Source organism: Bacteroides sp. OM08-11 (genome assembly GCF_003438665.1).
GTDB classification, from domain to species: Bacteria; Bacteroidota; Bacteroidia; order Bacteroidales; family Bacteroidaceae; genus Bacteroides; species Bacteroides cutis.
Genome location: NZ_QSTJ01000008.1, coordinates 101,996 through 124,259, shown reverse-complemented (window position 1 = coordinate 124,259; position 22,264 = coordinate 101,996). Strand labels below are relative to the sequence as shown.

Sequence of the window (22,264 nt, the reverse complement as noted above, 5' to 3'; positions counted from 1 at the left end):
TTTGACACTTTTTTTATTTATAGTTCACTATAGAAATTATGACTTTCTTTTTCTTTTAGTTTAAATGTATAATAAAGATATTTATTAATTTGTGGGCGATAAATTAATTTGTTGTATTCTTTAAATTCAAAAAGAGAATTATTGATTTAAAGTATATAAATATGATTATGTCCAACTTGAAAAATGTACGGCGGATAGAAAAACTTCATCCTTTATTTAAAGTTTTGTCCGACTATGTCAAGACTCACAATGGACTTCATTCGGATTTGGGTCGGATTGAAATATTGAGTGATAATCTGTTTATTAATAATATTAATCCGGATTGTGCTCTATATTCAGACATTCCAATAATATTTATTACTTTACATCCGGAGCAATTTGTAGTTACTTATCCTGAGGATACTCATGCCCCTCTTATAGGAAAGGGAAGATACGTAAACTTATAGCTAAGGTAAGATTTTAGTTGAAGAGTTAGTAATATCTCCTATTTTAATAAATATATTTATTAAATAATTGTATAAAAATAAATATATTGCTATATTTGTGACGCCTTTATCATGAATATATAAAACTTTAAAATTGAATAATATGAAAAACAAAGAAACTTATCCTTGGATAGTGGTAGGTTTACTCTGGGTGGTAGCTTTACTTAATTACATGGATCGGCAAATGCTTTCTACTATGCAAGAAGCTATGCGAGTAGATATAGTTGAGTTAGATAAAGCAGAGGCTTTTGGTGCTTTAATGGCGATCTTCCTTTGGATATATGGTTTTATGAGTCCGGTTGCCGGTATGATTGCCGATCGTTTTAGCCGGAAATGGTTGGTGGTAGGGAGTCTTTTTGTATGGTCTGCTGTTACTTTCCTGATGGGATATGCGGATAATTTCCATGAATTGTATTGGCTCCGTGCTGTGATGGGGATTAGTGAGGCCCTTTACATTCCTTCTGCCCTATCTTTGATAGCCGACTGGCATCAGGGTAAATCCCGTTCGTTGGCTATTGGTGTGCATATGACAGGATTATATGTGGGACAAGCTATCGGAGGTTTTGGAGCAACTGCTGCCGCGATGTTTTCTTGGCAATCTACATTTCATTGGTTTGGAGTTGCAGGTATTGCTTATTCATTGATACTGATATTGTTATTACATGAAAATCCTTCCCATATCGTAATAGAAAAGGATAGGATAAAAGTTTCGGGTGTGAAAAAAGTATCTGTATTTAGTGGCCTGAGTATTTTATTTTCTACTTGGGCTTTTTGGATTATTCTATTTTATTTTGCGGCACCCAGTCTACCGGGATGGGCGACAAAGAATTGGTTACCGACTCTTTTTGCAGAAAGTCTGGATATTCCAATGGCACAAGCTGGTCCTATATCTACTATTACTATAGCCTTATCCTCTTTTATCGGAGTGATTATTGGTGGCATTCTTTCCGATCGTTGGGTGCAGAAAAATCTTCGTGGACGTGTATATACCGGAGCGATCGGATTGGGAATGACTATTCCTGCTTTGATATTGTTAGGTTTTGGACATAGTTTTGTATCTGTGGTGGGGGCAGGACTGCTTTTTGGTATCGGTTTTGGTATCTTTGATGCTAATAACATGCCTATTTTATGTCAGTTTGTGGCTGCAAAATATCGTGGTACGGCTTATGGGATAATGAATATGACCGGAGTGTTTGCCGGTGCTGCTGTCACAAAACTATTGGGAAAATGGACTGATGGCGGTAGTTTGGGAGAAGGATTTGCATTATTAAGTGTTGTAGTAGCTTTGGCTTTGGCGCTACAATTATATTTTTTGCGTCCCAAAACGGATAACATGGAATAATTTTGATATATATTAATTAAAAGAATACATTATGGAAAAGATTATTGGACTAATTGATGCGCCATTTACTCCATTTTATGAGAATGGTGAAGTAAATTATGAACCTATTGAAGCTTATGCTAATATGCTTCAGAAGAATGGTTTGCAAGGAGTATTTATCAATGGCTCTTCCGGAGAAGGTTATATGTTAACTGAAGAAGAAAGAATGAAATTGGCAGAACATTGGATTTCTGTTGCTCCTAAAGGATTTAAAGTTATTGTACATGTAGGTAGTTGCTGTGTTAAGTCGAGCCGTATGTTAGCTGGACATGCACAGAAAATCGGTGCATGGGGGATTGGGGCTATGGCACCTCCTTTTCCGAAAATCGGGCGTATTGAAGAACTGGTAAAATATATTGAAGATATAGCTTATGGCGCTCCAGAATTACCTTTTTATTACTATCATATTCCGGCTTTCAACGGTGCTTTTTTGCCAATGGTGAAGTTGTTGGAGGCTGTTGATGGTCGTATACCCAACTTCGCAGGAATAAAATACACTTTCGAGAGTATGTATGAATACAATCAGTGTCGTTTATATAAGAATGGAAAATTCGATATGTTACATGGACAGGATGAGACCATTCTTCCTTGTTTGGCAATGGGAGGTGCACAAGGGGGTATTGGGGGAACTACCAATTATAATGGACGTGAACTGGTAGGTATTATTGATGCATGGAAAGCGGGAGATATTGAAACGGCCCGTGAGCGTCAGGACTTTTCTCAAGAAGTCATAAATATTATATGCCATTATCGTGGTAATATTGTAGGTGGAAAACGTATCATGAAACTTATAGGTCTTGACTTAGGCAAGAATCGTACTCCTTTCCAAAATATGACGGATGAGGAAGAAATACAAATGAAAGCCGAACTTGAATCTATTCATTTTTTTGATCGCTGTAATAAATTCTAAATATATATAGCCATGAATGTTACTGAATATATAAGAACTTGGGCTGCATCTTATAAAAATGATATTATTGCAGATATCATGCCTTTTTGGTTGAAAAATGGACTGGACCGTAAGCATGGAGGGGTATACACTTGTGTGAACCGTGACGGTAGTCTGATGGATACTACAAAGTCTGTATGGTTTCAGGGGCGTTTCGGCTTTATTGCAGCATATGCCTATAATAATATAGAGAAAAATCAGGAATGGTTGTCAGCTTCTAAAAGTTGTATCGACTTCATTGAAGCACATTGTGCCGATACAGATGGACACATGTATTTTGAAGTGACAGAAGATGGAAAACCTTTGCGTAAGCGCCGTTATGTCTTTTCCGAATGTTTTGCTGCTATAGCTATGGCGGAGTATTCTTTGGCTACCGGTGATAAGAATTATGCAGTAAACGCTTTGGGGCTATTTAAGCGTATCAGGCGTTTCCTTTCTACTCCAGGTTTTTTAGAACCCAAATACTTGCCTACTGTAGAGATGCGCGGACATTCCATCACGATGATTTTGATTAATACGGCTGCTCGTATTCGTGCGGTGATTAGTGATCCTGAACTTGATGCGCAGATTGAAGAATCAATCAGTGCTATTGAAAAATATTTTGTTCATCCGGAGTTTAAAGCTTTGTTGGAGACTGTAGGTCCGAATGGCGAATTCATAGACACATGCGATGGACGTATTATTAATCCGGGACATTGTATTGAAACTTCTTGGTTTATTCTGGAAGAGGCCAAATATCGTAATTGGGATGAAAGATTAGTCAAACTGGCACTTCGGATACTCGATTGGTCGTGGGAGTGGGGTTGGGATAAAGAATATGGAGGTATTATTAATTTTCGAGACTGTCGCAACATGCCTTCCCAGGATTATTCTCAGGATATGAAGTTCTGGTGGCCACAAACCGAGACTATAATCGCCGCTCTTTATGCTTATCAAGCTACGGGAGACGAGAAATTTCTTGAAATGCATAAACAGATTAGTGATTGGACTTATTCTCATTTTCCCGATAAGGAGTATGGTGAATGGTATGGTTATTTGCATCGTGACGGTAGCGTTGCCCAACCGGCTAAAGGCAATATTTTTAAGGGGCCTTTTCATGTTCCCCGTATGATGATACGCAGTTATATCCTTTGTACAGAACTACTATAAAAATTAGACTTTGGTTAGTTTTCAGGTTAGTTTTTTAGAAAGGTAATGCCGGGAGTTAATTTTGTATTTGAAATTAACTCCCTTTAATCTATAAATAATAAATTTGCATTGTTCACCTTAAAAGTGTTATTATGAAAAAACTTTTCCTGTTATTTCTTTTTTGTTGCACTGTGTGGGACATAAATGCCCAAGGGCAAAAATATTCAACATTTTATTATCAGCGTGCAACGTTGTTTGAAGTATTATCAGTCTCTTCAGAAGATATTATATTTCTAGGTAATAGTATTACTAATGGTGCTGAATGGAACGAATTATTTGCTAATCCCCATATAAAAAATCGTGGTATCAGCGGTGATACGACTATGGGAGTCTATGATAGGCTAGATGCTGTTTTATCTGGTAAGCCTAGTAAGATATTTCTATTGATTGGTATTAATGATGTAAGCCGTGGGGTATCAGTCGATACTATTGTAAAACGTATTGATATGATTGCAGAAAAGATTGCGAGAAACTCCCCACGTACAAAACTCTATTTGCAGAGTGTATTACCGGTAAGTGATTATTATAAAATGTTCAATGGACATACTTCCCGTGCTACTGCCATTCCTGATATAAACAGAGGTCTGAAAGAGTTGGCAGAGAGAAAAAAACTCACCTATATTGATCTTTATAGCCATTTTTTAGATAAGGAAACCGGTAAAATGAATAATGAGTATACTAATGATGGGTTACATTTACTGGGAAAAGGCTACTTGAAGTGGGCGGAAATTATCAAACCTTATATTGTTGAGTAATGAAAAAGATCATTCTCATGTTTGTCTGTTTATTGCTTGTATGTATTTGTCAAAAAGGACATGCAGGTGATAATCGTTTGTTACCACAACCACAGAGATTTGTGTCGAATGGGGCTTCTTTTGTGTTAGGTAAAACACGTCTGTCTACTCCTGTTTTGCAGAAAGAGTGGGAAAATTTTATTAAGGAACATGGAGGTACTGTAGATGATAAATCTACTGCTATGATTGAAATAAATCTGGTAGATTCAATGAACGAAGTTCCCTTAAATAAAAATGAAGCCTATCGTTTGCAGGTGATGTCCAAGAAAATATCCATTGAAGCGGTTACGGGTCAAGGGGTTTATTGGGCTATGCAAACTTTAAGGCAATTGGCAGAAGTTTCAGTTAAGAAAACAGTTTTTAAAGGATGTATCATCACAGATTGGCCTGCTTTCAGAGTACGTGGTTTTATGCATGATGTGGGGCGTACTTATATTTCAATGGAGGAATTGAAACGTGAAATATCCATGCTTTCTCAGTTTAAAATTAATGTTTTTCATTGGCATCTCACGGAAAATCAATCATGGCGAATGGAAAGTAAGATTTTCCCAATGTTGAATGATGGTGTGAATACTACCCGCATGTCTGGCAAATATTATACTCAAAAAGAAGCGAAAGAACTTGTCGCGTTTTGTAAAGTACATGGGATGACACTGATACCGGAATTTGATATGCCGGGACATAGCGCAGCCTTTACTCGTGTTTTCCGGCATGATATGCAAAGCCCTGAAGGAATGAAAATTCTGAAGTTATTGATGGATGAGGTCTGTGAAGTTTTTGATGTACCTTATTTACATATTGGTACTGATGAAGTGAAATTTACCAACCCGGAATTTGTTCCTGAAATGGTGTCGTATATTCGTACCAAAGGAAAGAAAGTCATTTCTTGGAATCCGGGGTGGAAGTATCGACCAGGCGAAATTGATATGATGCATCTGTGGAGTGCTCGTGGAAAAGCTCAGAAAGGTATTCCTGCCATTGATTCTCGTTTTCATTATTTGAATCATTTTGATACTTTCGGGGACATAATAGCACTTTATAATAGCCGCATTTATAATGTGGAACAAGGAAGTGAATATATTGCCGGAACAATTTTAGCCGTATGGAACGATCGGTATATAGATAAAGAACAAGATATTATTTTACAAAATGGTTTTTATCCCAATATGCTTGCCATTGCCGAGCGTGCGTGGTTGGGAGGAGGTACTGAATATTTTGATAAAAATGGTACAATCCTTCCTCCCGATACAAGTAATGAAATATTTCGTTCGTTTAGTGACTTTGAAGAAAGAATGTTGTGGTACAAAGAACATAAATTCAAAGGGTATCCGTTTGGCTATGTCAAACAAACAAATGTATGGTGGAAGATTACGGATGCTTTCCCTAATAATGGTGATTTAACTGCTTCATTTCCACCGGAACGCGAATTGAAAAATGTTTATCAATATAAAGGACGGCATTTTAGTACACATCTTGCAGTGGGGGCCGGTATTTATTTACGCCATGTGTGGGGAACGTTTGTTCCTGCTTTCTATAAAGAGCCTAAGGAAAATCATACTGCTTATGCATATACTTATGTATACTCTCCCAAAAATCAAACTGTCGGATTGTGGGCTGAATTCCAAAATTATGGCCGTTCCGAAGCTGATTTACCGCCATTACCGGGTAAATGGGACTATAAAGGAAGCCGGATATGGATAAATGATGAAGAGATTTTGCCACCTGGCTGGACCATGACTCATCGTGTAAAAGATGTTGAGGTACCTTTGGGAAATGAAAATTGTGTTGTTCGTCCACCTCTATCCATACAACTCCATAAAGGGTGGAACAAGATACTTTTGAAACTTCCGGTTGGTAAGTTTACCCAGCCGGAAATCCGTTTGGTAAAATGGATGTTTACCACGGTGTTTGTCACTTTGGATGGAAAAAAAGCTGTGGAAGGACTTATTTATTCTCCTGAGAAAAAATTAAATTGATTTATGTATGAAAAAGATAATAATTCTTTTCTTGTTGTTGATGGGTGTAATCAGTGGATATGCCCAGAAACGTATTAAAGTAGCTTGTGTGGGAAATAGCATTACATATGGTGCAGCTCTGCCTGACCGTGATACACAAGCTTATCCTGTACGGTTACAACAACTTTTAGGAGATAGCTATGAAGTAGCGAATTTTGGAAAATCAGGAACTACCTTGTTGGCTAAAGGACATCGTCCTTATATTTTACAAAAGGAATATCAACAGGCTATAGAGTTTACTGCCGATATTGTGGTAATCCATTTGGGAATTAATGATACAGATCCACGTAATTGGCCTAATTATAGGGATAGTTTTGTGAAAGACTATTTGGACTTGATACATACATTCAAGGCTAAGTCCTCTCAATGTAGAATTCTTATCGCTAGACTGACTCCCATTTCAGATCGTCATCAGCGTTTTGAATCCGGTACTCGTGATTGGCGAGGGGAAATACAGCAAGCCATCGAAACTGTAGCTCGGTTTGCAGATGTGCAACTCATCGACTTTGAGAAACCATTATATCCTTATCCTTTTATGTTTCCGGATGCAGTGCATCCTAATCCGGCAGGAGCCAGAATTTTGGCGGAAACAGTTTATTCAGCGATAACCGGTGATTTTGGCGGACTGCAGATGTCCATGCTTTATACGGATAGTATGGTTTTACAACGTAATATTCCGTTGCATATTCAAGGTATGGCTAATGCCGGAGCAATGGTGACAGTGAGTATAGCTAAGCAAAAGCAAACAGTAAAAGTGGGTAGTGACGGACATTGGGAAGTAACTTTGTTGCCGCTTTCTGCAGGAGGACCTTATACATTGACTATAACGGATGGTCAGAAAACAACCTTGCAATATAAGGATATATTGGCAGGTGAAGTTTGGTTATGTTCGGGACAATCTAATATGGAATTTATGATGAAAGAAGCCATTTCCGGGAAACAGGATATTCCGTTAGCTACTAATAGTAGGATACGATTGTTTGATATGAAAGCGCGTTGGCGTACGAATGCCGTAGAATGGGAGAGTACCGTACTTGATTCGTTGAATAGTTTGCAATACTATAAAGATACAAAGTGGGAAACTGTCTCTCCGCAATCCGCAAGAGACTTTTCTGCTATAGCCTATTATTTTGGTAAAATGTTACAGGACAGTTTGAAAGTTCCTGTCGGATTGATTTGTAATGCTGTTGGAGGTTCACCGGCAGAAGCTTGGATTGACCGTAATACACTGGAGTATCGGTTCCCTGCAATATTGAGGAATTGGACAAAAAATGATTTTATCCAAGATTGGGTACGTGGCAGAGCGGCTTTGAATGTGCGGAAATCAGAAAATAACCGGCAACGTCATCCTTATGAGCCTTGTTATTTGTTTGAGGCAGGTATTCGTCCTTTGAGGCAATTTCCGTTGAAAGGAGTCATTTGGTATCAGGGAGAATCGAATGCGCATAATAAAGATGTGCACGAAAAACTTTTTAAACTTCTGGTGGAAAGTTGGCGTAAAAACTGGTCGAATTCAGAGATGCCTTTTTATTATGTACAGCTTTCAAGTATCGATCGTCCGTCATGGCCTTGGTTTCGTGACAGCCAACGTCGTTTGATGAAGGATATCCGGAATACAGGGATGGTGGTGTCCAGTGATAAAGGAGACTCTTTGAATGTGCATCCTACTGACAAGCGACCTATTGGGGAACGATTGGCTTATTGGGCATTAAACAAAACGTATGGTTGGAAACATATAGTACCCTCCGGGCCTTTGTTCCGTAGTGCCGAGTTCCGGAATGGTGCAGTATATGTCTCTTTTGATTATGGGGAAGGAATGCATAGCGCTGATGGAAAAGCGTTGCGTACATTTGAAGTGGCCGAAATAGATGGACTGTTTGAACCGGCTATTGCAGAGGTGGAAAATAATTGTCTGAAAGTGTATAGTAAGAATTTAAAATCTCCGCGCTATGTACGTTATGGGTGGCAACCGTTTACTCGTGCGAATTTGGTAAATGCTGCTGGACTACCTGCTTCTACTTTCCGTGCAGAAGCGATTTCTGCATATGTAAATGTAGTGGATATACAGGCTATGAAGGGTTTTCCAGAAAAGGATAAGAATTTTGCGAAAGGGGTTTCTGCCTGTTTTGCAGGGGTTACAGATGGGTGGCTTTTGATAGCCGGCGGATGTAACTTTCCAAAAAAATCCGCCAAGGATGGAGGAAGCAAAGAGTTCTATCGGGATATCTATGTTACAGAACTTTCGGACGATTCTGTGTTCTTTTGGCGAAAGGTAGGGGAATTTCCGCAACCTGTGGCTTATGGAGTGTCGGTTTCTACTTCGGATGGAATTGTTTGTGTAGGAGGTATGAATGCTGAAGGGACATTGAATACGGTATATCGCATTAGTATGGAGAATGATAAAAAAGTGCTTATAGAAGTATTGCCGTCTTTACCATGTGCATTGGATAATATGTCGGGTTGTATTTTAGGTAATACAGTATATATTGCCGGAGGTAATAAAGATGGTAAACCATCTAATGTTTTTTATTGTCTGAATTTGGAAAAACTTTTAGAAGGTTGGCAAAAACTTCCGGATTTTCCCGGTCTTCCCCGTATACAACCGGTGTGTGCAGTGCAAACTGATGTAACAGGTCGTCCGGCTTTTTATCTATGGGGTGGTTTTGCGGTTGGGGTGGGAGGTTCTCCAGCTTCATTGTCACTGGATGGGTATGTGTATTCGCCGAATTCAGGAAAATGGACATCTTTGCCTGCTCCTGTAAATAGGCAGGGAGAAACGATTTCATTAGGAGGAGGTACTGCCGTTGCTTGGGGAGATAGTCTGATTCTTTGTATGGGAGGGGTGAATAAAGATATTTTCTTGCAAGCACTTCGAAAACCTGCTCCAGATTATTTATCACATCCGGTAGAATGGTATCGTTTTAATTGTTTTTTACTTGCCTATAATACTCATCGTGAGAAATGGCAAACTATAGAATGTATTCCCGCTACAGCTCGAGCAGGCGCTGCATGTGTGGTATGGGGTAAAGACTTGTTCTATATTAATGGCGAACTGAAACCGGGCATACGTACTCCGGAGATCACTAGAATTCGATTGGAGAAATAGGAAATTAATACTATAAAATCGTCAAAAGCGGGATAATTATTATCCCGCTTTTGACGATTTTATAGTAGAATTTATTTTAATCGAATAAACTCTTGAACTTTTTGAAAATCTTTTCTTTAATTGATGTATTCGGTTTGAAATTATCCGATGTTTCCATTTCTTCAAGAACTTTCTTTTCTTCTCTGTTTAGAGTTTCAGGAACATATACACTGATATTTACCAATAAATCACCGGTCCCATATCCATTTACATTGGGTAAACCTTTACCACGCAGGCGAAGAACTTTACCCGGTTGTGTACCCGATTCGATCTTTACTTTCACTTTGCCGTCAATAGTAGGGATTTCTACTGCACCACCTAAAGCTGCTGTTGGGAAACTGAGGAGAAGGTTGTATATCAGGTCATTTTCGTCACGGATTAACTCTTTATCAGCTTCTTCCTCTACGAGTATCAGAAGATCGCCTGGTACACCATTATGTTTACCGGCATTACCTTTACCATTCATGGAGAGTTGCATACCTTCTGCTACGCCTGCGGGAATTTTTACAGATACTACTTCTTCACCGTAAACGATACCTTCACCGGCACATTCCTTACATTTATTCTTGATAACTTTACCTTCACCACCACATGTGGGGCAAGTGGCACGTGTCTGCATAGTACCGAGAATGGTTTGTTGATTACGTATAACCGTACCACTACCTTTACAAGTCTGACAAGTTTCTGCACCTCCGTCACCTTCGGCACCTGTTCCGTGGCAATGGTTGCAAGGAACATATTTTTTCAGTTTAAATTTCTTTTCAACACCGGTAGAGATTTCTTTCAGGTTCAGTTTTACCTTTACCCGCAAATCCGAACCACGATAACGGCGTTGTTGGGCACTACCACCGCCAAATCCGCCGAAACCGCCAAATCCACTGCTGTGTCCGCCAAAAATGTCACCGAACATGGAGAAAATGTCATCCATGGACATACCGCCACTGAAACCACCAAACGGCCCTCCATTGCCGGCAGCGCCACCCAGTCCGGCATGGCCGAATTGGTCGTAACGGGCACGTTTGTCCGGATTACTTAATACATCGTATGCTTCTGCCGCTTCTTTGAACTTCTCTTCCGCCGTTTTATCACCCGGGTTTTTATCCGGATGATATTGAATGGCTTTTTTACGATAAGCTTTTTTTATTTCTTCTGTCGATGCTGTTTTTTCGACTTCCAATACTTCGTAATAATCTCTTTTTTCCATATAACTTTTATGTTATTCTCCAACCACTACTTTGGCGTGGCGGATGACTTTGTCGTTTAGCGTGTAACCGGTTTGTACGCAATCCAGAATTTTACCTTTCAGTGCTTCGTCAGGTGCCGGAATTACGGCAATTGCTTCGTGATAGTCTGTGTCAAGAGGGAGTTCTTTGGTATCAATAACCTTTACACCATTCTGTCCCAATACATTCATAAACTTATTGTAGATAAGTTCAACGCCTTCTTTTACGGCAGCAACGTCAGTAGCTGTTTCCATGTTTTTGATGGCACGCTCAAAATCGTCTACGATAGGAAGAATACTACTGATACTCTTTTCACTGCCATTCAGTATAAGTTCAGCTTTTTCTTTCATTGTACGTTTACGATAGTTGTCAAACTCAGCAGACAAACGCAGATATTTATCTTTCTGTTCTTCAATTTCCTGATTGGCTTTTTCCAACTCCTGACTCAGCTTTTCTTCTTCGGTCAAAGGTGTCTCTTCTTTTTCGGAAGTTTCTTTTTCAATTGTCTCTTCCTCATTGGGAACAGCCTGAGCTTTCAATTCTTCTTCTTTGTTGGTTTCTTTTTCTTTAGAATTCATATTGTTATGCTTATTATTCTTATAAAATGTTTTTGTTTTCATTGTTGTCAAGGGTTTAAGTTAATATGATACCACTTCTTCTGCAAAAACTTTGCCAAAAAGACTGTTTTCGTCGAAAACGTTGCAAAGGTAGTACTTTTATGTCAGATTGACAGCGAAATATTCTATAAATAGGAAGTTAATATCGCATTTGTATAATGTTAACTGAATAAGATGCAGTTAGTTAACTTCATTGTGTATAGTTAGTTAACTTCATCTGATGCAAGAAGTTAACTTGTTGTAGCCTGATTTAGAGTATTATTTCGTATCTTTGCAACTTCAAAATAGTAAATCATAATTAAATCGTAAATATAAAGATGATTACAGTCTCGAATGTTTCGGTACAGTTTGGTAAAAGAGTGTTGTTCAATGATGTAAACCTGAAGTTTACAAGTGGTAATTGTTATGGAATTATTGGTGCCAATGGTGCCGGAAAATCGACTTTCCTACGGACTATTTCGGGAGATTTAGATCCGACTACCGGGTCTATTATGTTAGGACCGGGTGAACGTCTTTCTGTTTTGAGCCAAGACCACTTTAAGTGGGATGCTTTTACAGTGATGGATACTGTAATGATGGGACACACGGTGTTGTGGGACATTATGAAACAGCGTGAAGAGTTATATGCGAAGGAAGATTTTACCGATGAAGACGGCTTGAAGGTATCTGAGCTTGAAGAAAAGTTTGCAGAACTGGATGGATGGAATGCCGAAAGTGATGCGGCTGCCCTTCTTAGTGGATTGGGTATTAAGGAAGACAAGCACTATGTATTGATGGGTGAACTGAATAATAAAGAAAAAGTGCGTGTCATGTTGGCACAGGCTTTGTATGGTAACCCGGATAACTTGTTGCTGGATGAGCCTACCAATGACTTGGACATGGATACCGTAAGCTGGTTAGAAGAGTATCTTTCTAATTTTGAGCATACAGTGTTGGTAGTGAGTCACGACCGTCACTTCCTCGATTCTGTTTGTACACATACGGTGGATATTGACTATGGAAAAATCAATCTTTTTGCCGGTAATTATAGCTTCTGGTACGAATCCAGTCAGTTGGCTCTTCGTCAGCAGCAGAATCAGAAGGCCAAGGCTGAAGAGAAGAAGAAGGAGTTGGAAGAGTTTATTCGCCGTTTCAGTGCCAACGTAGCAAAAAGTAAACAGACTACCAGCCGTAAGAAGATGCTGGAGAAACTCAATATAGAAGAAATCAAACCGTCTTCCCGTAAATATCCAGGCATTATCTTTACACCGGAGCGTGAACCGGGTAATCAGATATTGGAAGTGTCGGGTTTGACGAAGACCTTGGAAGATGGTACGGTATTGTTCCGTGATGTAAACTTTAACGTTGAAAAAGGGGATAAAATTGTATTTCTTTCACATGACCCACGTGCTATGACTGCTTTGTTTGAGATTATCAATGGTAACATAAAACCGGATGCGGGAACTTTCAACTGGGGTGTTACGATTACCACAGCTTATTTACCATTGGATAATACAGACTTTTTCAATACCGATTTGAATTTAGTAGATTGGTTGAGTCAGTTTGGTGAAGGAAATGAAGTGTATATGAAGAGTTTTCTTGGGCGTATGCTTTTCTCTGGTGAAGAGGTCTTGAAAAAAGCCAGTGTGCTGTCGGGAGGTGAAAAAATGCGCTGTATGATTGCACGTATGCAATTGCGTAATGCCAACTGTCTGATTTTAGATACACCTACCAATCATCTTGATTTGGAATCTATTCAGGCTTTCAATAATAATCTGAAGATTTATAAAGGGAATGTTCTGTTCTCCTCTCATGACCACGAATTTATTCAGACTGTAGCAAACCGTATCATTGAATTAACACCGAATGGTATCATTGATAAGATGATGGAATATGATGAGTATATCACTTCCGACCATATCAAGGAATTGAAAACACGGATGTACGGGGAATAAATATGAACTTAGGGGCGTGATGGCATTCGCGCTCCGGTAAGATAATGTATTTTGGGGCACGGATTACGGGGGGTACAGACTGCGATATTATTGGTTAAATAAAAAATCCGCGTAGTCCGTGCTTGAATTATTGTTTATAAATCAATTTATCTTCTTCTTCTCCGAAAATATTATCCCCAAGGGTCGTAATTTTGTTTCCTGTAGCAAGTACTTTACGCAAGTTGGTACAGCCCATGAAAGCTCCATATTCAATAGCTGTTACACTGGAAGGTAATATTATGGTACCGCATAAACGGGTACAACCGCTAAAGGCACGTTGTCCGATACTTTTCAAAGCATGAGGCAAGGAGATGTTTAGTAGATATTTCTTTTGTGTAAAAGTATAGTCGGGAATTATTGTGGCATTACTTTTCGATAAATCAATAGAAACGAGATTGGGCATATAGTTGCGTATCAAAGTGAAATCGGCTTCATCCATCTTACCTTCCACAGTGAGAAAATTCACATCTTTGGGTTGTATACCTTTCTGAATAAGTTCACTTGCCAAGCTTCCCATCATCCCTATTTGTACAGTAATACTTATCGGTTCTCCTTCGATGAATGCAAATGCTTCCCATCTTTTCCCACGACGATAAGAGTCACTACTGCCTAGTGGTACAAATATGGCTGTTATGCTGTCTGCCAATGCTTCGGGCAGTAAATTGGGAGGAGTTTTCTTTCGGATCTGGCAGATCTTCAAATTGGTACAACCTTTGAATGCACCATCTTCAATGTTTTTAGTCTTGTCGGATATAATCACTCTTGTCAGCGATGTCTTTCCTGTGAATGTACTGTCGTTGACTTGCGTACAGAAGGCATACGAAGGTATACAGTTGGCGGGATAAACATAAAAACGGTCAGGATGCGTGCCGTTCTTTCCGGCATACATACTGATGGATGCGGTAGAAATATCCAATATCTGCAAATTTTTGAATTTGTCTCTTAAGTGGCGGAAGTCAATAGCATTCAGCTTACCCTGCAGTGTAAGATGAGTTATTTGGTTGGCTTCATTTTCAGTCAACATTTCAACTAAAGTACCCGGTTTGGCTACATAATATCTTTTGGAATTCTGTGCGGAGACATTCAGCATGAAATACATTCCAACAGTGACTAATAGTATTTTTCTTAGGCTCATGTTTTGAATTCAGATTAATTAAGTGCTTCAAATATAGCGAGAATATGCAAAGAATTACTAATGTTTTTTCTTTTTATTGTTATTTTTGTCGGATATTAATCAATTATATCCGATTTTGTTTATGGAAGCAATGACTAAAAAGATACGTGTAGGACTTGCCGCAGTAGATATTATCATGTTTATAGTGCTTGCATTTATTATAATGATGTTTATCACTATACCTTTTGGAGTCCTGTTTGATAAACTGAAGGGTACAGATATGGCGGAGAACATTCCTTTTCTCATGATAAATGAAACGATCATGCTGATCGGTGTGTTTTTGGCAGCATGGATTGTATTGCGGTTTCGTGGGCTCTCGCTTACCGGTTTAGGACTTTCTTTGAAAGGACGTTGGAAAGATTGGTTGGGTGGAACTTTGTTCGCTTTTGTACTTTATATGATAGGTTTTGGGTTTTCTCTACTTGTAGGCGTGGTAGAGGTAACAGGAATAACCTTTCAACTATCTACTTTGCTGATGACTTTGATGTTTTTTCTCTTGGTAGGCATCACAGAAGAACTGGCTTTACGCGGTTTTGTCTTGGGGCGTTTGCTGGATGCAGGTGTGAACAAGTTTTGGGCACTTCTCATTTCTTCCATCCTTTTTTCATTGATACACATCGCAAACCCTAATTTTGCTTTTCTGCCGTTCCTCAACATTGTGTTGGCAGGAATTCTTTTAGGGGCATCCTATCTATATACCCGTAATCTTTGTTTTCCTATTGCTTTACACTGGTTCTGGAATTGGCTGCAAGGCCCAATATTAGGTTATGAAGTCAGTGGCAACAAATTTGGTACTAGCTTACTGACCCTGCATTTTCCCGAAGCCAATATAATGAATGGTGGTTCTTTCGGATTTGAAGGATCTATAATTTGCACGATACTTATGATAATTGGGACAGTGGTTATTATAAAGTTTCTTGTTCCACTCCAATCATCGTCAACTGTATCCTCTTGCGGTCAGGATCCACACTAAGCACCTTTACACGGACATGCTGATGAATGGAAACTATTTCATTCGGGTCTGATATGTATCTTTGAGCAAGTTGGGAGAGGTGTATCAGACCATTTTCCTTGATGCCTATATCGACAAAAGCACCGAAGTTGGTAATATTGCCTACAATACCTGGAAGTTCCATACCGATACGCAAGTCATTGATGGTACGCACATTCTTGTCAAATTCAAATATCTTGATAGGACCGCGAGGATCTCGTCCGGGTTTATCCAATTCCTGAAGTATGTCCTTCAGGGTAGGCATACCTACGGTGGGAGAAAGGTATCGTTCCGGTTGTATCTTCAGTCGTAATTCTTTGTTGGTAATCAACTCTGTTACGGTACATCCTAAATCTTTCGCCATCTGTTCTACAATGTAGTAACTTTCCGGATGTACAGCCGTGTTATCCAATGGGTTTTTTGCTTCCGGAATACGTAAGAAACCGGCACATTGCTCAAATGCTTTTGCTCCCATACGGGGTACTTTTAATAATTCCTTACGGGAAGCAAAAGCTCCGTTTTCAGTTCGGTAATTTACGATGTTTTGCGCCAGTTGCGGACCGAGTCCGGATATATAGGTCAACAAATGACTGCTGGCCGTATTTAGGTTTACACCTACTTGGTTTACACAGTTTTCTACTGTTTGATCCAGTGATCTTTTTAATTTAGTTTGGTCTACATCATGCTGATATTGTCCCACTCCGATAGATTTAGGCTCTATTTTTACGAGTTCTGCCAACGGATCCATCAGTCTGCGGGCAATGGATACCGCACCGCGTACGGTTACATCATACTCGGGAAACTCATCCCTTGCTATTTTAGACGCAGAATAAATGGATGCTCCTTGTTCACTTACAATGAAAATCTGGATATTGAGATTGAATGTCTGTTGTTTTAAGAAATCCTCCGTTTCACGGCTGGCAGTTCCGTTACCGATGGCAATTGCTTCTATCTTGTAAGCCTCTATCATCTTTTGTAATTTTGAAAAGGCCTCTTTCGGTTTGTTCACCGGTGGATGTGGATATATATTTTCATTGTGCAAAAGATTTCCTTGGGCATCCAAACATACCACCTTACATCCGGTACGGAAACCGGGATCGATGCCCATTACTCGTTTTTGTCCCAGTGGTGAAGCAAGTAGTAGTTGACGCAGGTTTTCTGTGAACACACGTATGGCTTCTTCATCGGCACGTTCTTTACTCAGTGCTGCAAATTCTGTCTCAATAGAAGGTTTCAACAGGCGTTTGTAAGCATCTTGTACAGCTTCGGTCACTTGTTGTCCACAAGTATTATGATTAAACACGAATTGTCGTTCCAGACGTTCCAAACATTCATCATCATCCGGGCTGATACTTACCTTCAGTATACCTTCGGATTCTGCACGCCGAATGGCGAGTAGGCGATGGGAACTGCAACGTTTTAATGATTCGGAACAATCAAAGTAGTCCCGGTATTTGTTACCTTCTTCCTCTTTACCCTTTACAACTTTGGCTGTTAATATTGCCTGGCGCGAGAAAATATTTCGTAATGTGTTTCTTGCACGCTCATTTTCACTCACTTGTTCGGCGATGATATCGCGTGCTCCTTTTAATGCGTCATCTGTATTTTTTACATCACCCTTGACGAAATCGGTAGCACGCTTCTCCGGATGAGGCTCTCGCTGTAACATCAATAAAGTGGCAAGCGGTTCCAATCCTTTTTGTCGTGCGACTTCCGCGCGTGTTTTGCGTTTGGGCTTATAAGGCAAGTAAATATCTTCGAGCACAGTACTGTCCCATGTTTCATCGATACGTTTCTGTAACTCAGGTGTCATCTTTTCTTGTTCCCGGATAGTATTGATGATGGTTTCTTTACGTTTAGCGATTTCATTCAGTTTTTCATACTGAGTTTGGATGGCTTCAATCTGTACTTCATCCAATCCGCCTGTTGCTTCTTTTCTGTAACGACTGATAAATGGAATGGTAGCTCCATCGTTTAACAAATGTAAAGTCTGCCCGATTTGTTTTTCAGATATCCCAAGAGTGGCAGATATTATGTTGTGAAAAATTTGTGTCATGTCAATTAAATGATATTGATAATAGAGAGCAAATGTACGAAAAAGTATCTTTTTTCTATATCTTTATAAGTTTTATTATATCTTTGTACCAGTTACAAAGTTGTTGAATGAATCAATCAAAACATATATTCCATCGAGTTCTGTCAATACTTATGGCACTTTGTTTTCCCGTCTTGTCTGCTTTCTCCATGATGGGTGAACATCCTGTATTGATTATCAGTTCCTATAATCCGGACGCGCGCCAAACTTCGGGTAATATTTCTGATTTTATAGAAGAATTTCAGCGTCTGGGAGGTAAAAATGGAGTCGTATTGGAGAATATGAACTGTAAAAGTTTCTCAGAATCCACTTTGTGGAAACGGAGAATGACAGAATTATTATCGAAATATAAAGGCAATAAAGAACCTGTATTGATTGTTCTTATAGGGCAGGAAGCTTGGGCTGCCTATCTATCGGTGGAGGAGTCCGTCCGTGGAAATATTCCTGTACTTACGTCGTTGACGAGCCGCAACATAATAAAATTACCGGAACAAGGGGTGGATTTGAAGACATGGATGCCTGAGTCTTTGGACTTCTTTGAGGATTTTCAGGGTTTGCCTATTAAAGCGGGTTTTATGTATGATTATGACGTTAAAGCCAATGTCCGGATGATTAAAAAGATGTATCCGGCTACCCGGAATATCGCGTTTATATCAGATAACAGTTATGGGGGTGTCACTTTGCAGGCGCATGTCATAGAAGAAATGAAGAACTTTCCCGATTTGAATCTTATCCTTTTGGATGGGCGTGTAAATACTATTTATACAATCAGTGACAAACTTCACGCACTGCCTGCTAACACAGCCCTACTGTTGGGTACGTGGCGAGTAGATATGAATGATGGCTATTTTATGCGGAACGCTACTTATGCCATGATGGAAGCGGCTCCCGGGCTGCCGGTTTTTTCCATCACTTCGATTGGTATAGGATATTGGGCAGTAGGTGGAATTGTCCCTATATACAGAGCGTTAGGTAAAGGCATGGCACGTCAGGCCATACAGTTATTATCCAATCCCCACGATGAAAATAATCTGATAGAGGTCATTCCCAATGAAGCGTTGGTAGATGGCAAACTTATCAAAGAGAGAAAACTTGATATCTCTTTTTTGTCTGTACCCGTAAAGATAGTGAATGTGGCTCCATCATTTTATGAACAGTATAAATTCCAGATTTGGGGAGTATTCTCTATTTTGGTCATATTGCTTGCCGGCTTGTTTGTTTCGCTCTATTTCTATTACCACACCAAGAAATTGAAGGACGAGTTGCAAGTATCCGAAGGGGCTTTGCGAGAAGCTAAGGATAAAGCTGAAGAGTCCAGTCGGTTGAAGAGTGCTTTTCTTGCCAATATGAGTCATGAGATACGTACACCTTTAAATGCTATTGTCGGTTTTTCAGACGTACTCTCTGCCGGCGATACTTCTTTGGAAGAGCAAAGGGGATATTTCGATATTATCAAAACTAATTCGGATTTGCTGCTACGGCTGATTAATGACATTCTGGATGTGTCGCGTCTTGAAGCAGGTAGGGTAAACTTTTCAATGGAAAAGTGCGATGTTGTGCAAGTTTGTCGTCAAGCGTTGGCTTCGGTAGTGCAGGCACGTAGATCTTCTAATCATCTGATATTTGAGTCTGATCTGGAAATATTGGAAATGCGTACGGATATACAGCGTTTGCAGCAGGTTGTTATCAATCTTCTTTCAAATGCAGATAAGTTTACAGAAAAAGGCATCATCACTTTGAATTTAAAATTGGATAAAGGTTGTGGTATGGCTGTCTTTTCTGTATCAGATACCGGTTGTGGTATACCTTTGGAAAAGCAAAAACAGGTTTTTGAGCGTTTTGAGAAACTAAATGAATATGCTCAGGGAACGGGATTAGGTTTATCAATTTGCCGGTTGACTGTACAAAAATGGGGTGGAAAAATTTGGATAGACTCTACTTATACTAAGGGAGCGAGATTTATTTTCACTCATCCGTTAGATTTATAAAATACATGATAGAATGAAAAGAGTAAGTGTTTTTTTTCTGTGTTTTTTTATCCTGACCGCTTGTGTAAATACTCAGGAGAAAGAAATAAAATTGAAGATTGTACAAACGAGTGATATACACGGAAATTTCTATCCCCATGACTTTATTTTACAACGGGAAGCAACTGGAAGTTTGGCGCGCGTGTACGCATTGGTGCAGAAAAATAGAGAGGTATATAAAGATAATCTGATATTGTTGGATAATGGTGATATTTTGCAAGGACAACCTACGGCCTACTATTACAACTACATTGATACGGTTTCTCCTCATGTGGCTGCCGAAATGATGAACTTCATGGGTTATGATGCCGGAAATATGGGTAATCATGATGTAGAGACCGGTCGTACTGTTTTTGACCGTTGGGCGGGCGATTGTCACTTCCCGGTTTTGGGAGCTAATATCATTGAAACAGCTTCGGGAAATACACATTTTAAACCTTATCAGGTGATGGAACGTGATGGTGTGAAGATTGTGGTATTGGGGATGATTACTCCTGCTATTCCCGTATGGTTGTCAGAGAACCTATGGCAAGGACTTCGTTTTGATGATATGGAAGATACTGCCCGTAAATGGATGAAAACTATTCGCGAAAAAGAAAAGCCGGATTTGATAATCGGTATGTTCCATGCCGGACAAGATGCCTTGTTGATGGGAGGTAAATATCGTGAAAATGCCTCGATAGACGTTGCGCGGAATGTGCCGGGATTTGATATCGTATTGATGGGGCACGATCATGCCCGCGAGTGCAAGAAAGTGGTGAATGTTGAAGGAGATTCTGTGTTGGTGATAGATCCTGCCAGTAACGGTCTTGTTGTAAGTGATATTGACGTGACTCTGAAACTGCGTAACGGCAAAGTCGTGGATAAAAAGATAGAAGGAAGGCTCTCTGACACCAAGGATTACGGTATCAGTGAAGACTTTATGAAGCATTTTACGCCTCAATATGGTACTATTCAGGATTTTGTTTCCAAAAAAATAGGACGGTTCACTGAAACCATTTCCACGCGTCCTGCATATTTCGGCTCTTCTGCTTTCATCGATCTTATCCATACGTTACAGTTGGAAATCAGCGGTGCTGAAATTTCATTGGCCGCACCTTTGTCATTTGATACAGAGATAAAAGAAGGTGAAGTTTTTGTGAACGACATGTTCAATTTGTATAAGTACGAGAACATGCTCTATACTATGAAACTTTCGGGTAAGGAAGTTCATGATGCCTTGGAAATGTCGTATGATTTATGGACAAATCGTATGCAGTCGGCGGATGATCACCTCTTATTGTTCCGTGAAAAACGTCGTGAGGGTGCTGCTGATCGTGCTTCTTTTAAGAACTTTAGCTTTAACTTTGATTCTGCTGCCGGTATCATATATACAGTGGATGTGACGAAACCGGCGGGGGAGAAAGTAACGATTATCAGTATGGCAGATGGTAAACCGTTCGATATGAATAAGATTTATACGGTTGCCCTGAACTCTTATCGTGGTAATGGGGGTGGAGAACTTCTTACCAAGGGAGCGGGTATCTCACAGGATGACTTGAAAGGACGTATCATCAATTCTACCGATAAAGATCTACGTTATTATCTGATGCAATATATCGAACAGCGGAAAGTGATTACTCCCCATGCTTTAGGTCAGTGGAAATTCATTCCTGAAAAATGGACAGTGCCTGCTTCCAAACGTGATTATGAATACCTGTTTGGTAAAACTGACAAATAATTACTATCTTTGCCGCTTCAAATTAAAAAGATAGGTATCGGGACGTGAAGCAACTCAGAAAAATCATAGGCGCCTTATTCTTGCTTGTACTCTTCATAGCGTACCAGGCAAGTATAACGGCGTTTACTCATGTCCACTACGTAAATGGGGTATTGGTTACCCACTCGCATCCTTTTCATAATAAACATTCGCATTCCGATGCTTCACTTCTTGTCATCGGCTTGTTGTCTCATTTTATCTCATCCGAGCCGGATTGTTGCGAACAGTTGCATCCGATGTGTCCCTTGTTGACAGTGCTTAGAGTTGAATCTGGAAGCGTTGCCGTTAAAGGTAAAGCATATAGGGTGATTTCCCTTCGTGCCCCTCCATCTTCTATCATTCTTTAAATGCATTTTGTAATATCGACTGTTGGTATGTACTGTACCAGCGTTTGATATTTGTTGTACCGTTATTTGGTATTTATCGTACCAGCATTTGGTATGTGACA

General features: G+C 39.6%; 15 protein-coding genes and 1 pseudogene. 12 read left to right on the top strand and 4 right to left on the bottom strand.

Translation table 11 applies throughout. The features are described 5' to 3' along the window. Positions 1-161: 161 nt before the first annotated feature. From DXC10_RS16585 to DXC10_RS13980, 7 genes and pseudogenes are all read left to right on the top strand, one after another. Positions 162-463, top strand: a pseudogene (locus DXC10_RS16585) (YhcH/YjgK/YiaL family protein). Positions 464-588: 125 nt separating this feature from the next. Then, a complete protein-coding gene (locus tag DXC10_RS14005) occupies positions 589-1,827 on the top strand; it encodes an MFS transporter (protein ID WP_101545849.1) in 1,239 nt (412 codons plus the stop codon). Between the two features lie 31 nt (positions 1,828-1,858). Further along, positions 1,859-2,776: a dihydrodipicolinate synthase family protein gene (locus DXC10_RS14000; protein ID WP_117738110.1), complete on the top strand. Its 918-nt coding sequence runs from the start codon at positions 1,859-1,861 to the stop codon at positions 2,774-2,776. A gap of 12 nt (positions 2,777-2,788) precedes the next feature. After that, on the top strand, positions 2,789-3,964 hold the full coding sequence (locus DXC10_RS13995; RefSeq protein ID WP_101545845.1) for an AGE family epimerase/isomerase: 1,176 nt from the start codon (positions 2,789-2,791) through the stop codon (positions 3,962-3,964). Positions 3,965-4,095: 131 nt separating this feature from the next. Further along, a complete protein-coding gene (locus DXC10_RS13990) occupies positions 4,096-4,758 on the top strand; it encodes an SGNH/GDSL hydrolase family protein (protein ID WP_101545843.1) in 663 nt (220 codons plus the stop codon). Positions 4,759-4,775: 17 nt separating this feature from the next. Further along, a complete protein-coding gene (locus tag DXC10_RS13985; protein ID WP_233519969.1) occupies positions 4,776-6,773 on the top strand; it encodes a family 20 glycosylhydrolase in 1,998 nt (665 codons plus the stop codon). A gap of 7 nt (positions 6,774-6,780) precedes the next feature. Next, entirely contained in the window at positions 6,781-9,918 is a 3,138-nt protein-coding gene (locus DXC10_RS13980; protein ID WP_101545837.1) for a cyclically-permuted mutarotase family protein, read from the top strand. A gap of 76 nt (positions 9,919-9,994) precedes the next feature. Here the strand turns inward: DXC10_RS13980 and dnaJ are convergent, their stop codons facing one another. Then, entirely contained in the window at positions 9,995-11,161 is a 1,167-nt protein-coding gene (dnaJ, locus tag DXC10_RS13975; RefSeq protein WP_101545833.1) for a molecular chaperone DnaJ, read from the bottom strand. A gap of 12 nt (positions 11,162-11,173) precedes the next feature. After that, positions 11,174-11,800, bottom strand: a complete 627-nt coding sequence (locus DXC10_RS13970; protein ID WP_101545919.1) for a nucleotide exchange factor GrpE — start codon at positions 11,798-11,800, stop codon at positions 11,174-11,176. Between the two features lie 314 nt (positions 11,801-12,114). Here DXC10_RS13970 and DXC10_RS13965 point away from each other — a divergent pair, with 314 nt between their 5' ends. After that, positions 12,115-13,731: an ABC-F family ATP-binding cassette domain-containing protein gene (locus tag DXC10_RS13965; protein ID WP_101545831.1), complete on the top strand. Its 1,617-nt coding sequence runs from the start codon at positions 12,115-12,117 to the stop codon at positions 13,729-13,731. Positions 13,732-13,858: 127 nt separating this feature from the next. On the opposite strand, the gene DXC10_RS13960 is transcribed toward DXC10_RS13965, so the two are convergent. Then, positions 13,859-14,905, bottom strand: coding sequence for a leucine-rich repeat domain-containing protein (locus DXC10_RS13960; RefSeq protein WP_101545828.1), 1,047 nt, complete (start codon positions 14,903-14,905; stop codon positions 13,859-13,861). Positions 14,906-15,026: 121 nt separating this feature from the next. Between DXC10_RS13960 and DXC10_RS13955 the strand changes: the two genes are divergently transcribed. Continuing rightward, positions 15,027-15,917: a CPBP family intramembrane glutamic endopeptidase gene (locus tag DXC10_RS13955; protein ID WP_101545825.1), complete on the top strand. Its 891-nt coding sequence runs from the start codon at positions 15,027-15,029 to the stop codon at positions 15,915-15,917. On the opposite strand, the gene DXC10_RS13950 is transcribed toward DXC10_RS13955, so the two are convergent. Continuing rightward, positions 15,850-17,991 carry a Tex family protein gene (locus DXC10_RS13950; RefSeq protein ID WP_101545819.1) on the bottom strand — a complete coding sequence of 714 codons (2,142 nt, stop codon included), beginning with the start codon at positions 17,989-17,991 and terminating at the stop codon, positions 15,850-15,852. The genes DXC10_RS13955 and DXC10_RS13950 overlap by 68 nt on opposite strands. A 152-nt stretch (positions 17,992-18,143) precedes the next feature. On the opposite strand from DXC10_RS13950, the gene DXC10_RS13945 reads away from it, so the two are divergent. From DXC10_RS13945 to DXC10_RS16580, 3 genes are read left to right on the top strand one after another with little or no spacing between them, the layout of a single operon-like run. Further along, entirely contained in the window at positions 18,144-20,018 is a 1,875-nt protein-coding gene (locus DXC10_RS13945; protein WP_370448218.1) for an ATP-binding protein, read from the top strand. A 13-nt stretch (positions 20,019-20,031) separates the two neighbouring features. Continuing rightward, complete coding sequence (locus DXC10_RS13940) at positions 20,032-21,777, top strand: bifunctional UDP-sugar hydrolase/5'-nucleotidase (protein ID WP_117738106.1); 1,746 nt, start codon at positions 20,032-20,034, stop codon at positions 21,775-21,777. 44 nt (positions 21,778-21,821) lie between these two features. Next, positions 21,822-22,163: a hypothetical protein gene (locus tag DXC10_RS16580; protein WP_101545811.1), complete on the top strand. Its 342-nt coding sequence runs from the start codon at positions 21,822-21,824 to the stop codon at positions 22,161-22,163. The last annotated feature ends 101 nt before the right edge of the window (positions 22,164-22,264 follow it).

What these genes read in the sequence shown, in the direction of transcription:
- DXC10_RS14005 (WP_101545849.1), top strand. Translation starts at nt 589, where the DNA reads ATGAAAAACAAAGAAACTTATCCTTGGATAGTGGTAGGTTTACTCTGG.
- DXC10_RS14000 (WP_117738110.1), top strand. Translation starts at nt 1,859, where the DNA reads ATGGAAAAGATTATTGGACTAATTGATGCGCCATTTACTCCATTTTAT.
- DXC10_RS13995 (WP_101545845.1), top strand. Translation starts at nt 2,789, where the DNA reads ATGAATGTTACTGAATATATAAGAACTTGGGCTGCATCTTATAAAAAT.
- DXC10_RS13990 (WP_101545843.1), top strand. Translation starts at nt 4,096, where the DNA reads ATGAAAAAACTTTTCCTGTTATTTCTTTTTTGTTGCACTGTGTGGGAC.
- DXC10_RS13985 (WP_233519969.1), top strand. Translation starts at nt 4,776, where the DNA reads ATGTTTGTCTGTTTATTGCTTGTATGTATTTGTCAAAAAGGACATGCA.
- DXC10_RS13980 (WP_101545837.1), top strand. Translation starts at nt 6,781, where the DNA reads ATGAAAAAGATAATAATTCTTTTCTTGTTGTTGATGGGTGTAATCAGT.
- dnaJ (WP_101545833.1), bottom strand. Translation starts at nt 11,161, where the DNA reads ATGGAAAAAAGAGATTATTACGAAGTATTGGAAGTCGAAAAAACAGCA.
- DXC10_RS13970 (WP_101545919.1), bottom strand. Translation starts at nt 11,800, where the DNA reads ATGAAAACAAAAACATTTTATAAGAATAATAAGCATAACAATATGAAT.
- DXC10_RS13965 (WP_101545831.1), top strand. Translation starts at nt 12,115, where the DNA reads ATGATTACAGTCTCGAATGTTTCGGTACAGTTTGGTAAAAGAGTGTTG.
- DXC10_RS13960 (WP_101545828.1), bottom strand. Translation starts at nt 14,905, where the DNA reads ATGAGCCTAAGAAAAATACTATTAGTCACTGTTGGAATGTATTTCATG.
- DXC10_RS13955 (WP_101545825.1), top strand. Translation starts at nt 15,027, where the DNA reads ATGGAAGCAATGACTAAAAAGATACGTGTAGGACTTGCCGCAGTAGAT.
- DXC10_RS13950 (WP_101545819.1), bottom strand. Translation starts at nt 17,991, where the DNA reads ATGACACAAATTTTTCACAACATAATATCTGCCACTCTTGGGATATCT.
- DXC10_RS13945 (WP_370448218.1), top strand. Translation starts at nt 18,144, where the DNA reads ATGGCACTTTGTTTTCCCGTCTTGTCTGCTTTCTCCATGATGGGTGAA.
- DXC10_RS13940 (WP_117738106.1), top strand. Translation starts at nt 20,032, where the DNA reads ATGAAAAGAGTAAGTGTTTTTTTTCTGTGTTTTTTTATCCTGACCGCT.